General features: G+C 38.4%; 8 protein-coding genes and 1 pseudogene. 2 read left to right on the plus strand and 7 right to left on the minus strand.

The window, feature by feature from the left end:
• Together P20429_RS19880 and P20429_RS03170 are read left to right on the plus strand one after the other, a co-directional pair.
• Nucleotides 1–1,218: pseudogene (locus tag P20429_RS19880) on the plus strand (beta-galactosidase); the annotation flags it as partial.
• 172 nt (nt 1,219–1,390) lie between these two features.
• The gene (locus tag P20429_RS03170) at nt 1,391–2,005 is read left to right on the plus strand and encodes a GntR family transcriptional regulator (protein ID WP_007586156.1); all 615 of its coding nucleotides are present in this window, start codon (nt 1,391–1,393) and stop codon (nt 2,003–2,005) included.
• Between the two features lie 285 nt (nt 2,006–2,290).
• Here P20429_RS03170 and pbpC read toward each other — a convergent pair whose 3' ends face one another.
• The 7 genes from pbpC to P20429_RS03135 all read right to left on the minus strand — a co-directional run bounded on the left by pbpC (nt 2,291) and on the right by P20429_RS03135 (nt 17,108).
• On the minus strand, nt 2,291–4,672 hold the full coding sequence (pbpC, locus tag P20429_RS03165) for a penicillin-binding protein 1C (protein ID WP_007586157.1): 2,382 nt from the start codon (nt 4,670–4,672) through the stop codon (nt 2,291–2,293).
• Entirely contained in the window at nt 4,653–10,577 is a 5,925-nt protein-coding gene (locus tag P20429_RS03160) for an alpha-2-macroglobulin (RefSeq protein ID WP_007586159.1), read from the minus strand. The genes pbpC and P20429_RS03160 overlap by 20 nt, the downstream gene beginning before the upstream one ends.
• Nucleotides 10,578–10,642: 65 nt before the next feature.
• Entirely contained in the window at nt 10,643–11,236 is a 594-nt protein-coding gene (locus tag P20429_RS03155; protein WP_007586160.1) for a DUF1287 domain-containing protein, read from the minus strand.
• A 27-nt stretch (nt 11,237–11,263) separates the two neighbouring features.
• Entirely contained in the window at nt 11,264–11,743 is a 480-nt protein-coding gene (locus P20429_RS03150; RefSeq protein ID WP_007586162.1) for a hypothetical protein, read from the minus strand.
• Nucleotides 11,744–11,964: 221 nt separating this feature from the next.
• A complete protein-coding gene (locus P20429_RS03145; protein WP_007586163.1) occupies nt 11,965–12,687 on the minus strand; it encodes a SapC family protein in 723 nt (240 codons plus the stop codon).
• 23 nt (nt 12,688–12,710) lie between these two features.
• On the minus strand, nt 12,711–14,264 hold the full coding sequence (locus tag P20429_RS03140; RefSeq protein WP_007586165.1) for a tryptophan halogenase family protein: 1,554 nt from the start codon (nt 14,262–14,264) through the stop codon (nt 12,711–12,713).
• A gap of 72 nt (nt 14,265–14,336) precedes the next feature.
• On the minus strand, nt 14,337–17,108 hold the full coding sequence (locus tag P20429_RS03135; protein ID WP_007586166.1) for a TonB-dependent receptor: 2,772 nt from the start codon (nt 17,106–17,108) through the stop codon (nt 14,337–14,339).
• Nucleotides 17,109–17,163 lie beyond the last annotated feature (55 nt).

The following is a 17,163-nucleotide window of genomic DNA, read 5'->3' on the forward strand; positions in this document are numbered from 1 at the left end:
AAAAATTTATTTGAATGGCTACCTGATTATACCGATCCACTCGGTAAACATTTTGGCTATCGTAAAAGTGCGCATTCGGGTCCGTTAGAACACGGAGAAACATATAGCTTTTACGCAGCTAATTTAGAACGTAAATATGGTCAAAATAATGCAGATTACATGCAAAAATGGCGAGAAGTTACCCTCGATAGAATGATTACATGGGGCTTTAGTTCATTAGGCAACTGGACAGATCCGAGCTACTACGATAATAAAAAAGTGCCCTATTTTGCCAATGGTTGGATTATAGGTGATTTTAAAACCGTATCAAGCGGCAACGATTTTTGGGGAGCCATGCCGGATGTATTCGACCCTGAATTTACAGTGCGTGCTAACGAAACCGTTAGTGTTGTTGCAAAAGAAGTTAAAAATTCGCCTTGGGCAGTAGGTGTATTCATTGATAACGAAAAAAGCTTTGGCCGCCCTGATTCCGTTAAAAGCCATTATGGTATTGTAATAAACACATTAGGCCGTGATGCTAAAGCAGTGCCTACTAAAGCTGAATTTTCTCGCTTAATGAAAGAAAAATATACTGATGTCGCTAAACTTAATAAGGTATGGCACTTAAACTTAGCCTCATGGGTTGAGTTTGACAAAGGTGTAACGGTTGATATAAAAAATGAAGAGCAGCTGGTCGATTTTTCTATATTACTCACCGCCTATGCTGATAAGTACTTTAGTGTGGTAAATGCCGCTATGGATAAATACCTACCAAATCATATGTATTTAGGTGCGCGTTTTCCTGATTGGGGCATGCCTATAGAAGTTGTTAAAGCCTCAGCTAAATATGTTGATGTAATAAGTTTTAACGCATACAAAGAAGGTCTAAGAGATGACAAGTGGGCGTTTTTATCACAATTTGATAAACCCGCTATAATTGGTGAGTTTCATGTTGGTTCATCTGATTCAGGATTATTTCATCCTGGGTTAATACATGCGGCTAATCAACAAGACAGAGCAAATATGTATACCGATTATATGAACTCAGTGATCGATAACCCCTACTTTATAGGTGCTCATTGGTTTCAGTATATAGATTCTCCGATTACAGGCAGAGCTTACGATGGCGAAAATTATAATGTAGGCTTTATAAGTGTCACTGATAGACCCTACATTGAAATGATTGGAGCCGCTAAAGCGATGAATGAGTCTATGTATGAGCGACGATTTAAAAAATAATTGCACATTCATCATTTAATTGTATATTTATTGGTCTGTTGTAATGTGTTAACAATAGACCATTCCTTTTTTTTTATATACACTGAGATAAGTACATGATCTTAACTCGAATAACGACTATTTATTAACCGTAGCTAAGGTCACATAAAGTAAATTAAATCTAGGAATAAATATGGCTGGTAACAGAGCAACAAAAATTTTGTCTGTAAAAGATCAAATCGCTGAACAATTACGTTCAGATATAATCTCTGGTGAAATGCCACCACAAACTAAGTTAAATGAAAAAGAGCTGGCAGAGCGCTTTGGTCTCTCCAGAGGCCCAATTCGAGATGTGATTTTGCAATTAACAAAAGAGGGTCTGTTGATTTCGCGAAACAATTGTGGCGCATCAGTCAACAGCGTACTAGAGCCTAAGCTACAGCGTTTAATGATTAAACTTCGTCGCAGCATAGAAGAGTACGCAATCACAGAGTTAAACGGTAATTTAACTGAGCAAAACATTGCTGAACTTGAAGGTATCTTAGCATCTCTAGAAGACGCACTCGATCGCGAAGATTATACCGAAGTAACTAAAATCGATATTTCGTTTCATCAGTATTTAATATACCAAGCTGGGGGCGAAGAGCTGGTAAATATTTGGTATCCGTATGTCATGCGTATGCGTTTAAACTACAAACGTATTACCTCAAGCTCTGAGTGTGTTAATGAGCATCGCGCTATTTTAGAAGCACTTAAAGCTCAAGATAGCGCCGCAGCAGTTAAGGCTGTAAAACATAATATCAAGTAACTACTTTCGAAGTCATTTTGATACTCCGTTATATAAACTAGCGGCTATGAAGTCATAAGGGCATGTTGATCTTTGTGGATTGAAACTTGTTCAATCTAGGAGCCGATTTAATCGCGGCCCGAGATTTGTAGTCTAGTGGGCTACCGAGCAAAACCTCCGCATCCAGCTCACGCCCCTTACCATCATCCATGTAGGTAAGAAAGAGTAAATCGCCCTAGTTTATATAAATTTCAGTTATAAAAAACTACCCTTTATTTATTACATTAAATGCATGAACACTCAATATCACTGAACGAGCTTTACACGCATTGAAACTGATGCGCTACGCCCTAAATTATCAACCACTCTTACGTCAAATTCGCCTACTTGCGGGTGCCAGAAAAAAGGCGTATCTCGCTCTACTTTACCAACAAAGCTGTTATCTACAAACCAATATAAAATACGTGAATCTGTATCTGTGATTGCGCTAAAAGGCAGGCCTTCTTGCTTCAATTTACTGGCTCTTATCGTGTAGCTAATTAAATTACTCGGGGATGTAATACTCGGTGCTGAGCCTCGTGTACTCGTGTCATTAATTAAGCATGAATCTAAATAAGGTGGAGGCTGGCGTTTAACAATACCTGCTTGTTTAAATAATCTGACTAAGTCAGATGGCCAAAATTCATAAACTGCCTTTGTAGTTGTAGATTCAACATACTGACAAGCACGTAATCCCGATACTTTATCAATATAAATTTCACGATGTACATCGGACACTTTAATTGGCGACTTACCTGGAATAAAAAGCCCTTTTTCTGTTTTAGGGCAATGCACATTAGGTAAATCACCTGTTGTTGAACAAATATCTACTTCTGTAATATTTAAACCACCTGGTTTTATATTGCCTTTGATTAAACCGTAACTATCTAATGAACGTATTATTTCAAAAAATAAAGGCGCGGCTGCTTGTCGCCCAATAAAAGATGGGTGCCCTTCTCCTGAGAAATTACCCACCCATGTAGCTAAAACATACGGACCAACAATACCTACTGACCATGCATCGCGAAAAGCAAATGAAGTACCTGTTTTCCAATATACAGGATATGATTGTCTTCTTTCTTTTTGAAATGAAATTTCATCAACTGCACTATTTTTACTTAGCATTTGTAAAGTCAGGTAGGCTGCCTCTGGGCTGATGAGTTGCTTAATATGATTATTTTGATTATTTGGGTTGTTTTGGTTAATAACAGTGGCGTCTTTTTTTAATATAACTTCATCCTTATACACCCCTAAATTAGCTAACATAGCGTATAACTTAACGAGCTCTAGCATCGTTACTTCACTGCCGCCCAGCGCAAGCGCTAAACCATAAAACTCTTTGGGCTGAAGCTTTTTAACATCGGCTGCAACGAGTAAATCGTATAGCCCAACTTTTTGTAAGCGATACATCAAATTAACAGCAGGCACATTACGGCTCAGCACTAGCGATTCAGTAGCCGATATAGGCCCTAAAAACTGCTGATCGTAATTCTCTGGTGTATATCCTCCAAAGCGTTTGGGGGCATCTTTTACAAGCGTTAATGGATGAATTAACCCTTCGTCTATAGCAAGCGCATAAATAAATGGTTTAAGGGTTGAACCTGGTGAACGTTTAGCTCTTACACCATTTACTTGACCTCTAATGTCATTATTAAAAAAATCCACAGAGCCTAATTCAGCAACTACTTCCATAGTTTTATAATTTAGTAAAATAGCAGACGTATTACTGAGCCCGTCTCTATGCCTGCGATTAATGTAATTTCTTGCATGGCGCTGAAGTAAGTTTTGTAAATTAAGGTCTATCGACGTTTTATATTCTCCAGGCTTTAGGTGCGGGTACTCGCTTTGTAAATTATTAATAAAATGTGGGGCTTCAAAAGGCAAGTCTGAAGAGGCATATACCTTTATCGGTAATTGCATAGCTGCTAGCCAGTGTTTATCGTCTGGGTACTTTTCAAGCCAACGAGTAAACAGTTTTTTTCTTGTTTCTAGCAATACCAGTTTAGCCGATTTTTTAATGGGATTTCGTTTGGTTGGGTTTTGCGGGATTAAGCTAAGTAATAATGACTCAGGTAAATTAAGATCAATAGCTGGTTTCTTAAAATAAATTAAACTGGCTGCACCAACACCTTCAATATTTGATCCATAAGGCGCTAAGTTAAAATACGCCTCGAGTATTTGGTTTTTACTGTAGTGTCTCTCAATTTGTAACGCTCGAAGTATTTGTTCTACTTTTCCAAAAATAACATGCGTATTCATCCCAAAGTGCAACCGGGCTACTTGCATTGTTATTGTTGACGCACCGACTCGGTGACTTCTTTTAATATAGCTAGTATAAAACGCATTTATTAAAGCAATAAAATCGATACCAATATGCTCATAAAAGTCTTGGTCTTCATACAATAAAGTAGCTTGTTGAACGCTCAAAGGGATTTTATCTATTGGCGTCCATAATCTATATCTATCGTCTGCGGCTAAATTTAAACGAAGTAATTTATCACTGCTATCGTAAAAAGCCGTTGAGTAAGCATTGGGCTGGGTAATATCCGGCTTTGGAGTAAATAAATACAACAGCACTGCAAGCAGTGCTGTTGTAAAAAAAGCCGTTTTTATTATAAAACTAAGCTTTTTATTTAGCGGCGGTAACATCAAAACGACCCGATTTTGAGTGCGCTTTAATACTTAAATCATACATAGATTCAGCATAAGCCGATGGCACTACAAAGCTGCCAGATGCAGTAGCCTTAACCTTAAAAGTAAGCTCAGTCATGCTATCGCCAAAGCTGCCATACAATATAACGCGATCCTCTCGTATATCTTTATAATCAGAGGTCCAGCGATTATAGCTATTGCGAACGCTGTCTCTGAGTACTTCAAACCCACCAGGTAGTAAATCAATAACAGCAACATCCGAAATATTTTTACCCGTTGTACTACGCACTCGTAATACAACGTTTAGTTCTTGACCTTGAACAGCGGTGGTTATCACATTACCTTTATCGTCTTGGTATTCTCTGACAACTTCTAAACCATTACTTAATGACTTTTGTGGCACGTTTGTATCAAAACCAGCTTGGCTCATCATGTAAAATGAGCGAGGTGGCGCTAATACATCAAGCGTTTTAACGTCATTTAAAAACGAGGCTTTAGGATAAGGTGTATAGGTTACGTCTAATGCCTTTTTTTCTGCCATTGTCGTTGTTGCCATTATTTTTACATCTTCAGGCTGGGCTTGTGATAACGCAACTTTTGAGTATGCCGTCATAGCAAGTACAGACCAAGCAGACGACAACGTGTTGTAGTCTCCTTTAAAAATAGGGTCAACGACATTAAACAAATCATCTTTAGTTAACTGCTTTAAGCGAGCAGGAAAATGTTTTGATAACAAATAAATATACTGTCCGTCGTGAGCTAAACGTGAGTCGTAAGCGCCCCAATTATCGTGCTGGGTATCTTGCCCAATTTTATAGCTATGGATCAGTGCTTGCGCTTTGTCGCTTGCACGTAATAGCTGATAAGTTGCGCCCATAAACGCGGACGTTATATCTTGTTGCCATACTTTGCTATTACTCGCATTTACACTTTTTTCTAAATCAGATAAGTAATTAGTTGTTACCTCACCTTGTCGTGTTAACAAATAAATGGCATAAGCGCGGTTTCTGTCATTCGTCTCTAAAGATCCGCTCGCTATACTGCGCACACCTTCAAAACCACTGCTCCACATATCATAAGGTATTGCTACGCCCGCTTCTTTTGCATCTAATAAAAAATGCATAACATAAAGAGAAGAATAAATAGATGCACTAGAATTACCCGGCCATAACATAAACCTGCCATCAGGTAACTGACGTTGACGAAGGGTATCTATTAAGTTGTTTATACGCTCATGTTTATAAGATACATCGCCCATATAACTCGGGTGTTCTAAATAACTCAGCACCGGAAACACACTACTCACTACCTGCTCGGTACACATATGAGGAAAGTTATCTAAATAACTAATAAGACCATCAACAAGCGCTAACGGGCTTTGTGAAGCGGTAATATTATTTTGTGATAAGTTAGGATATAGCTGTCTCGAAACCGCTATTTCTTTTTTACCTGATTCACTAAAGCCACTTTCAAAGCTACTAACAAATGCAACCGCAGGGCGCACACTTAACGTTGCCGTGCGTTGGCTAACATTGTCACCCGATAACGCAGTAAATGTAATTGATGCAGCGCCAAGCTTATCAAGCACTTTCACTCTAAACGTTAATGTGTCTTCTGATTTTTCATCAATATTTAGCGTTAATTTTTTATCGCTTATTATTTCAATGTTGCTTGAAGTAAGCGCTTCTACCGTAATTGGCAGTTGTTTACCTGAATCATCAACGCCATTAGCAATACCAAGTACAATATCAAACTCATCGCCTGGTGCTGCTGTCGTTAATACATTAGGAGTTAATACAAAGGGCCCTTTCACAAGTGTTGTACTTTCTTTAACACCAACACCCTCGTCATTTACGGCAATAGCAATTACACGTACCTGACCTGCAAAAGTATCTGGGATAGTAAACGTATGTTTTTTCGTTTTAGCATCAGCCGATAAAATACCAGACCAAAATGCGACTGGTTTTTGTACCTTACGAGAAAACGGGTTAAGTTGCTTGCTCTTGCGGTTCATTGCCATTGATTCTGCATAACCACCACCCGCAGCTGCAAGCTCTTGCACTAGTTTAAATTCAGGTAAAATAAGATCAACAATTTGCATGGTACTGACTTCTAAAGCACGTTTTTGTAAGAAGTGATTTAACGGCTTTGGCGTCCGATAATTCGCCACTTGTAAAATACCTTCATCTACAGCAAATAACAGAACACGTGAAGGTGATTTGGCACTATATGAAATGACTAAATCGTCACCTGGTTTTACTTTATCAGGTATGTTTACGTCAAAATCTATTGCGCGTTTACTACGATCAATCGCAAATGGTTTAACTGCGTAGCTTAATGGGCTTGTAAATATTTCTTTCGATTCAAGGCTTCGAACAAATGAAACATTAACATACGCATTGCCTTCTATCCCTTGAGGTAACGTTATGGTTTGTATGCTACTTGTTGTTTTACTCTCAAACCATTTAAAAGCGTGTACTTTATTAGTTTCAATTGTAATTAAACCCGAGCCAACATAAGGTGCTACAATACTTATTTCAATTGTTTCGCCCGGTTTGTAATCCGGTTTATTTAATTGAACTTGCAGTTCAGCATTTTTTTCAAGCTTACCCGCTAAGTTACCCGTGCCGGTTATCGTAAATGATACCCTACTAACGGTATTCCCTTTGCCATCAACGAGTTCTATTAAGTAATCACCTGGTTCAGCAGTGGGTAATTCGTAGTTTGCGCCATCTTGTTTAATGTAAAACGGATTGCTTGATACCTGTTTGTTTTTTCTAACCGATTGGTACTTATAAGTGCCGTTATTTTGTTGCACCAACGTAGATACATATTGTTGTTCTATTAAATTTAGCGATAAATCATCACGAGCTACTTGCTCAGTTTCTGAATTAATATTAATAAATTTTACAACACGTTTTGACTCTTTTGATATGTAGCTTAAATCGCCATCGGCTTTATAACCAACTAACTGCTCAACGGGTGAAACAAGCACCGAGCTGCTTGCACGAACACTTTTACCACCGCCTTCTTCATACCCTTGTACTGCAAAATTTAACTGATAAGTACCTGCCTCATAGCGAGTTAAGTCAATATCAAATTCTGCCTTGCCTTGTTCATCAGTTTTGGTTTCGGTTAATGATTCATAACTGTGTCTAATATTTTTTCCTTCACTGTGGGGATCAGAAAACACATAACCTTTGTATTCATTAAAGTAAAAACCAGCTGGAGATAAACGTAAATCAGCAGTAACACGTCTATTTTGAGCAGGTGTACCAAATAAGTTTTGAAGGCTCACCAATGCTTTAAATTTTGAGCTGTTTACCCACCCCTTTGCAGATGATTGAGAAAATTGACTACTAATTTTCAATCTATCGGGTACAAACTCTTCAACTTTAAACTGAGTACTGCCTAATTGGTCGCGGCTATTATTATTTTTAATAAGTTGGACCGATACATAATATGTTCCGGTATTGGCGCTATTTTGTGTTTTAAAGTCAAAATCAAGCAATCCATACTTATCTAAGCTCACTCGTTTATTATAAACAGTTGTCCCTTTAGGATCGGTAATTATAAGTTCAAGCGGTATATCGCCCAGTTTTGCAAAATTTTGTTGCTTCACAATCGTGGCAAGTTTAACACTATCGCCTGGTCGATAAATTCCACGGTCAGAAAAAACAAACGCATCTATTTTATTACTACCACTGAGCCCAGAACTTACACCGCTGGTATCAAACCGAGAGTAGTTAACCATTCGAGCATAACGATTATAAGGAATAAAAGACATGTCACTTTTAGTTTCGACTACAAAAGCAACGGGAGTTTGATCATCAGTAAACCACGTTGTGTTGTCGAAAAATGCGTGCCCCTCAGAATCTGTTTTAGCATTTAAAATAACTAATCCGTTTTTACCCAATAACGACACCTTCGCTTTTGCTACCGGTTTTCCTGTTTCAATAGATTGGACAAATATATCGCGAGATCCATCTGCATTATTTTTTACCAAAATACCTAAATCGGTGATAAGAATAAGTCGTTTTTCTTGGGGGCCATATACGTAATTATCTTCTGTATTTAACGCTTGAGCATTTATAAAAAATAAGCCTAAACCAACTGACTCATCATACTTACTACTCAAATCAATAGATGAATAGACCGCTTTTTTAGGTTGCTCCGATTTTAAATTAACTTGTCTGGTAAAAATTGAACTTATGTTTTCTTCTGTAAAGTAATAATTATTAAATTCTGGATTAGAAATATCACCACTGGTTTGACTTATAAGGTGGTTAATTTGATTGGCTTCTACCCTACCTACTTTAACTTGAAGTGCGTTTACACCGCGGGTCAAAAATGACAATTTATGATCGCCATTTTTTGATAATATAGAGCCCTTAGACATAATATTTACTTGTGTCGGATAAGCTGGCGTATCTAAAATAGTGTCGTATTTATTCACCATCGTAAACTCACCCGTCGACTTTAATCCCTTATCAATCGCGATATAAACTTGCTGGTTTTGAGGGGCGTCAAACGTAAAACTGTGTAACTTAGTTGTATCTTGCGCGGTAGGAATCGCATTTAACTTAACTTTTTGAGATTGCTTAAGCACTGCATCAGTAACTTCTCGTGGGCTACTGAAGTACTTATAGTTACCTTTTGAATCTTTAGTCGGTAATACGTAAGCAACCGTTTTACTAACCACATCTTGCGATGAAATATCATCTGTGAAGTCTAAAACAAGTGTTTGTTCGGGTTCCCCTTGCGTATTTTTTACCATCAACACATTGGCCGTATTTACTCTAAAAAAGCTATTTACACTTGGGATCAACACGGCGTCTTTGATCTCTTCTGTTGTTTGAGAAGGACCCATAACCGGCTTTACACCGTTATTAATAACAAAATACAGATAGCTTTCGGTATCTTGAATACGTATTTGCTCTGAAGTAATGTAAATCTCTCGTTGATGCTTGTCGTAAGTAACATCAAATTTATATTGTGCGAGTTCGTTCTTGCCATCTTGCTCAAGTGATTGAGTCAGCTTTAAATTATTTTTTATGGTGTTTATATCTGTTGGGTGAGTCGCTTTTAATGTTGCAACCACCTTGTGACTTTTTTTAACGTTAGGATCTTGATAAAAAGCGAGCGAGCTTAGTGTTAGTTCAAAGTTGGGAGTTTTAAATACATGCTCATTATCACTTAGATGTATATCACTTTTAAAAATAGATGAATCAAAACGTACCTTATATTCTTGCCCTGCTGACCAATCTTGTTTTGGGATAAATTTAAGCTGGCTTTCACTATTCCAAGACCACTGTCCAATTAGCTCAGGCGTGGCTTTTATACCTGTGGGAATCACTTTGCCAACAAGCGCAAGCTTTGCGACAGAGTAAGACACTGCATCCGTGTTTTCTACATCATCTAAAACGGGAGTAAAATCAATATAAAGCGGTTCAGGGTTTAAAACTTCAGATAAAGTGGTAACAGCAGGTGTAGAGTGAGTTGCTTTGTAACTAATTGGCTGTGGTAAGGAAAGAAAAAAACAATAGCCTGCTATAATTAATATCAACATTAGCACGGCGCTAAAAAATGCTGTTTTGCGCTCTTTAGCAAACCTAAGCACATTATTTATAGCAGTAATTAACCATTTCGGCTTATGCCAAATAATGACACCAAATACATTTAAAATAACAAAAAAAGTGGTCAGTAAAACCCACACACTGCCAACTGTTTTTTCGGTTACATTTACGTTGCCAAGTAAGCTTGCAACCAAACTAAACAAACCCGTTCCTATGGCTGAAAAAGCAATACTCATAAATAAACTAGCTATTTTGTGAGCGAGTTTACTTTGTTTAAGATTAACCTCTTTTGGGTTAGCCTCTTTTGAATCGGTTTTTGTATTCACGTTCAAAATCCTTTTTCTTTATACTGCAATATCAATAAATGAGATAACTCATACTTATAATCTGGTTATTTATATTCTTGTGGGACGAAACGGTAATGCCCCGTAATTTTAAAATCGAAAAGCATGTCGCTTTTTTCAGGTCCCCGACCAATATTATGAACAATTAATGGATTCCCTGTGTCTTTTGCTAACTCATTCACAACCATACCAATGTGCGGCAAATTACCTGGCAGCATCCACGTTACAATGTCACCCGTTTTATAGTCGTTCACGTTACTTGATTTAGCGAGCACTTGGCCATGATTTTTAAAGTAAGCCTGTAAGTTTGGCACACGGCGGTGGTCTATATTTTTATCCGGTTTGGTTAAACCCCAAATACGCTTAGAGGGATATAGCTCAAAGCTTTTTAACATGTCCTCATGCACAAGCTTTTGCAAATCAATACCTAAAAGTCGATATGATCGAATAACTACATCGGTACACACCCCTACATTAGCGGGCACATCGCCACCCGGATAAGCAATAGAGCGATAAGACCCATCGTAGGTAACATTATGTGTTGTTCTTTCAAGTAACGCAGCCACAATATCGTCATCAAACGATGCCGCATAGGCATTTACACTAAGTAAGCTCAGTAAAAAAACAGTAAAGCGTGTCATATGCAATCCTTTGAAAATGTTAATTAACTACAACGCTTGAACCACGTGTTCAGGCACGTTTATTTTCTTGCCATTATTTGTAAAGTGCTTATCAAGACCATACGCCATGACTTCAAGTGGTGCAGCATCATAACCAACCTGCTGAATTTCGGTTATGTAACGCAACATAAAAGCCTCGGCCCCAAGTTCACTCCATTGGGCTACGTGAACAAGTTCATGAAAATGCACAGCTAAATTATCAGCTACGTGAGGAAGCATGTAATAAGTGTTTTTGTATGTAGTACCTGCGGCATCCATGTCAATAAAATCGTCTAATCCCATTTCACGCAAAAAAGGAAAGTTAGGTGTGGGTATTTCATCGACAATAACGTAAAAGGCATTTTTTAAAAATTCGACAGGATAAAACCCTGCAAACTCACTAGCAAATTTCTCACAGCTAATTCTTTGGGTTTTATATTTAATATTTGTTGCATCAATCCATTGTTCTATTTGTTCGAGCACGTCCATTCTCTTAATCATCAATGTTTACTGGCTTGACCTTTCCCATTGCGATATAAGCCGATAAGTTAAATGATACCAAAACCAAGGCGAATAATCGAACTCCAAAACCTAAGAAGTGAACTTATAATAGTGTCCAGTTGTAGTTCATTTATTATTTCATCGGTATCAGCATAAACTAATGCACACGTAAAACCAGTGGGGGTAAGTAACGCTAATTAATATAAAACTTATTTTAAATCGTGTAACCATTTTACTAATTTTTGAATATGCCCGCTTGAACATAAGATTAGATGGCAAGCTTGTATGTAACCCATTGAGTGCAAAACGTTTAGTGTTTCTGTCGGTAGTTGTTGTAGTGTATCTGCGGCAATAGAATACAAGCCATTGTAGCCTTGTGTTTTGCCATTTGATTTAGTGATGTTTAGCTGCACTGCTTCAATTAAATCGTGTTTTAGTAAGGTATTGATAAAAGCGGTTGTACGTTCGCCGCCATGCATAAGCTTTATCAATTGCTCACTCACATTATTTAGATATGTGGTTGGCTCCCCTGTTTCGTTAAATAACCGTGTTCCCTCACTATTATTTACTCTTGGGTGTTGTTCGTTAATTGTAACAGCGAGATCTGTTTGCTCGGTCTTGTTAGTAAGTTTATTTCCTATTCCTAACTTAAATGGTTGTCGCTGTAAGTGTAAAGGTACGTAAGTGGCATGCCATATATCATTTTGTAAAAATAAGTTTTGCCCCTCATCAAAGCCAGTTAAAGCATACAGTTCAAACTGGCCAGTTTGATTGTTCTTCATAAAATAGACTGGGTAGTCTAATGCAAGTTGAGCAAGCTCATCGGCAACAACCGGTATGTAGTTTACTGCTTCGCCGTATTGTGTACCGCGTTCAGTTTTAATGCGAGTGTACTTATGTGTATTTTTATCGAGTAATACTGAGTTTGTCATAGTGTGTCGCTCTTATGTTTTAACTATATTTGCTGCATACCAAATTGATTAATTTGCGCTAATAATGCTTTATTGGTAGGTAATTTATTAAGTAATTTTTGGGTGTATTGCTGGTTGTTATTAACAAGCGCAATGGCCTTTTTAAAATAACTTTCTGAGTTGTCATACAGTTCGCTTGAGCCTGTAAACCCCATGCCATACATCACATATTGATAGCTTGCTGCTGGAAACACTTCTTGTGAATGATCAAAGTGGTTATCGCTTGGTGTATGATATTCCCAAAGTGATAAGTTATCTTTTAAGCTTTGTGGAATAGTATTTTGATGACAGTGCGCTTGCCAAAATGGGCTGTCGGTTCGTTTACTCAACATATAATGCAACTTTAAAAAGTCGATTATTCGCTCCCATCGGTAACTAAATATGCGGTTAAAACGCTGCGCTGTTATATTCATTACATGCCTATTGGCCGGAAATTGCTGCGCAACAAAATTGGCTGATATTTCTACCAGTAATAAAGCAGAGGCTTCCAGTGGCTCCAAAAAACCAGCTGAGAGGCCTACTGCGACACAGTTTTTATGCCAAAATTTTTCACGATGTCCTGGTTCGAAACTAAGCTTTTTAACTTTGTATTCGCTTTGCTGATCTTTATTAATATTTAAGTAATCAAATAATTGCTGCTTAGCATCTTCATCACTAATGTGTTTACTAGAGTACACATGCCCTATTCCACGGCGTGTTTGTAATCCTATATCCCAAATCCAGCCCGATGTTTGTGCTGTAGATAAAGTATGCGAGCATATTGGTTCGTCATCTTTGTATGGCATGTGTATGGCAAGCGCACTATCAGCAAATAATACATCTTTACAAGATTTAAACCCCACCCCTAAGTTCTCACCTAGTAATAACGATTTAAAGCCACTGCAATCAATAAATAGATCCCCAGCTATCTCTATTTTATTATTAAGGCTAACGCTTTTAATATCGCCATTTGTGCAATTGTTTACACCGACGACAGTGCCTACAATGTGTTTAACATTAAGATTATCAATGCAGTGGTTTTTTAAGAATGTAGCGAATAAGCCTGCATCCAAGTGATAAGCATAATTTGCTATTGCACTAAATTCGGGCGTGGTGATTTGTTTGGGAGCTAATCCGCTTTCGCATATTAATTGCTGCGCACTTACATACTGGGCAAAAGGAGGTTGTGCGTTATTAATATTAAGCCAACTAGTGGCTAAATTATTTTCAAACATACCCGTAGGTAGCTCAAGCGGGTGATAATAGTAATCATCATTTTCTCCGGTTACCCACTTAGCAAATTTAGCACCTTGCTTAAACGATACATTACATTTTTTAATAAATTCAGTTTCACGAATACCCATGTCTTTAAGGGTTCTGCGCATTGTAGGCCAAGTTCCTTCGCCAACGCCAACTGTAGGAATATCTGAGGACTCTAACAGCGTTATATTTATTTTTTTGCTGTGATGTTTTTGCAAATACGCCGCAATTATTCCTGCACTTAGCCATCCTGCAGTTCCACCGCCAACTATTACTATTGATTTAATATCATCGTTCATAGCAACCTCGTTAGTTAAAAAGCAAAACGACAGCGCTGAGCTGTCGTTTTGTATTATTTGTCAAAAACTAACTTACCATTTAGCACTTAAGCCAATGCTAAAGCGCGGACCATATTGCTCAGCAGATACTAATTGCTCTGCAAAACGACCATGGCGGCGTGTTGTTTCATTAGTTAAATTAAGTGCATCAAAGCTAACACCCAAGGTGTCGTTAATGGTGTAATTAAAACTAAAATCTAGCTGACCATACGCCTCTGTAAATGTAGGCTCAGTTCCCAAAGACAGTAAGAAATCATCGCGCCAGTTATAGGCTAAACGTACTTGGTAATCATCGTTTTCGTAAAAGCCGACCAAATTACCTGAGTCGCTTAGTCCTGCTAGTGCAATTGTTTGGTCAAAATCATACGGTTTAAACGATTCATCGCTATTAACTATCGTATAATTAGCAACGACGCCAAAGCCTGTATCAGGCACCATGTACTGCGCATTTAATTCCCAACCATCTACTTCACGATTTTGAAGATTATCTGGCGTTGCTATATCAAATGTAACAATCGGGTCTGACGCTTGGCTTAAACATGCTGGGTTAGGTGTATCTGAACTATCAGGACAACCAGGGCGAGGGTTAACACTTGGATCGCGCAACGGCTCGCCATTTACATCATTTAGCGTACCTTGCACTACGCCTGCACCAATGAAGTTTTCAACAAACTTTTTAAAGTAACCAACCGATGCATAGCTTCCGTCGTCTCCATACCACTCAACTGAAAAATCAAAGTTATCTGACGTAATTGGCAATAAGTTAGGGTTACCTTGCGATGCATTAAACGGTCCTTCAGGACGGGCGTTAATGGTAGTTGATGGGAACATACCACCAATACCTGCACGGGCTAAAGTACGACTATATGAAAAACGAGTTTTAAAGCCGTCATCTAAGTCGGCGCTTATATCAAAGTTTGGTAATATACGTGTATAACCACCTTCAAGCTCCTGCGGTGTTGCTGTTGCAGCAAATACAGGGCGAAGCTCTTCAGCATGACGGTAGTTAAAAGCAACAACCCCAGGCTTGACTGAATAACCTGTTACATCGGTGTCTTCGTAGCGCACACCGACATTCATATCAATTGGAATATCGTTAAATTCGGTTTTAAGATCAAATGATACATATATCGCGAGCGTTTGCTCCTCAACCCCATTTGTAGAAATATTTGGCTCAATAAATAATCCTTCATCTCTGACAATATCTACAAAATCGTTGGCACTGTAACGTGGAATAAATGGAAATAGCTGATCCGAACCTGAAAACTCATCAGCAAAGTCACCTTGTTCATCAAAGGTTAGCCCTAGGTTGTCTAGGGGAATATCCACAAATGAAAATTGCTCAGAAAGATAAGTATCAATTTGGTAATCGGTATACATTACACCAAAATTAATAGCGCTGAGTGCCCCACTCTTCAAATTCTCCCATTGTCCACTTGCATGATACTGCTTAATGGTATTTTTCATTTCATAGCCACGGCGCTGATATAAATCTGACACAATATTAGCTGGGTTGTAAGCCCCACCCGCCAATGTTGAATCATCAACCCCAATACTCGGAATATCACCAGAGAAGTTAGCACTGATGGATTTAACCGAACCTGGGACATTCTTTAAATTCGCGATTGTTTCAGCTGTATCACCATCTGGGTTTGAGTGCGATGTAGAGTTATGAGCGTCAAACGTAAGTTTCAATGAATCGCTTGCTTGCCACGCTAAATTTAAGCCTAATGAATCGTTTTCTTTTTCCTCGTAAAGTTCCCACGCCCAAAAATTTAACTCATCATTTGCATTTTTAATATCGACTAAAGTGCCATTTTCATCGGCGGTGCCTGTTGGGTTATCGAACCAAAATGCCATTTTATTTGTGTTACTAATTTCTTCAAAGCGCGATAAAGTGTAATCAAGGGTAGCCGTTAAGTTGTCACTAGGAGCGTACTGTAAAACCAACTGCGCATTTTGGCGTTCTCGCTTAGTTTCAAAGCGCTCCATTTCTGGCGTCCAAGGTACCCAATAAGTACCAGTTGGATTAGCTGTTGTATCAATTGCACTGCTATCAACACCTGCAGCATTTGCTCGGTTACGCACCCAACCTTGCGATGTGCCTACGCGCTCTCGGCCACTTTCTCGTTCTGAATGCGACAGGGCAAGTAAAACACCAAACGTATCATCAGCGAATGTTTGGCTAACCATTCCCGAAATTTCTGGTGTTACGTTTGATTTCTCTGAACTGGTGTCTTTAATTGCCTTTGCATTTGCAAATGCTTTAAAACCGTCAAAATCAAATGGTTTTGCTGTATTTATATTAATCGTTGCGCCAATACCGCCTGAGGCCACATTCGCTTTGCCCGTTTTATAAACGGCTACGCCCGACACACTTTCAGCCGCTATTTCTCTAAAGTTAAAGCTGCGTGAAACACCCGCCTCTTGCAATACAGAGGAGTTAGGCATTTGACGACCATTTAAGGTGACAAGGTTAAAACCTGGACCAAAACCACGGACACTAACTTGGTTGCCTTCATTGTTTGCACGGTCGATTGATACACCACTTATACGTTGCAGCGATTCAGCTAAGTTAGTATCAGGTAACTTACCAATGTCCTCTGCTGATATAGCATCAACTACGCCTGATGAATCTTGCTTTATTGAAGCAGATTTACTTAATGCGCTTCTGATACCTGTTACTTGGATAACTTCAACATCACTTTGTACAGTTGTCTCGTTTTCCTGTGCGGCATAACTTACAGGAGACGTTATCAGCATTGCTGCGCAAATCGCATTTAATTTAAATTGTGTGTTAGTCATTTTTGCACCTAAATATTGTGTTTATTACGTGTAATCGTTGACGGATTATTTACGG

Origin of the sequence: Pseudoalteromonas sp. BSi20429, from assembly GCF_000238895.1 — a bacterium.
GTDB lineage: Bacteria > Pseudomonadota > Gammaproteobacteria > Enterobacterales > Alteromonadaceae > Pseudoalteromonas > Pseudoalteromonas arctica.

Excerpts from the sequence above, each read along its gene's own strand:
- P20429_RS03155 (WP_007586160.1), bottom strand. The coding sequence starts at position 11,236 with ATGACACGCTTTACTGTTTTTTTACTGAGCTTACTTAGTGTAAATGCC.
- P20429_RS03145 (WP_007586163.1), bottom strand. The coding sequence starts at position 12,687 with ATGACAAACTCAGTATTACTCGATAAAAATACACATAAGTACACTCGC.
- pbpC (WP_007586157.1), bottom strand. The coding sequence starts at position 4,672 with ATGTTACCGCCGCTAAATAAAAAGCTTAGTTTTATAATAAAAACGGCT.
- P20429_RS03140 (WP_007586165.1), bottom strand. The coding sequence starts at position 14,264 with ATGAACGATGATATTAAATCAATAGTAATAGTTGGCGGTGGAACTGCA.
- P20429_RS03170 (WP_007586156.1), top strand. The coding sequence starts at position 1,391 with ATGGCTGGTAACAGAGCAACAAAAATTTTGTCTGTAAAAGATCAAATC.
- P20429_RS03135 (WP_007586166.1), bottom strand. The coding sequence starts at position 17,108 with ATGACTAACACACAATTTAAATTAAATGCGATTTGCGCAGCAATGCTG.
- P20429_RS03150 (WP_007586162.1), bottom strand. The coding sequence starts at position 11,743 with ATGGACGTGCTCGAACAAATAGAACAATGGATTGATGCAACAAATATT.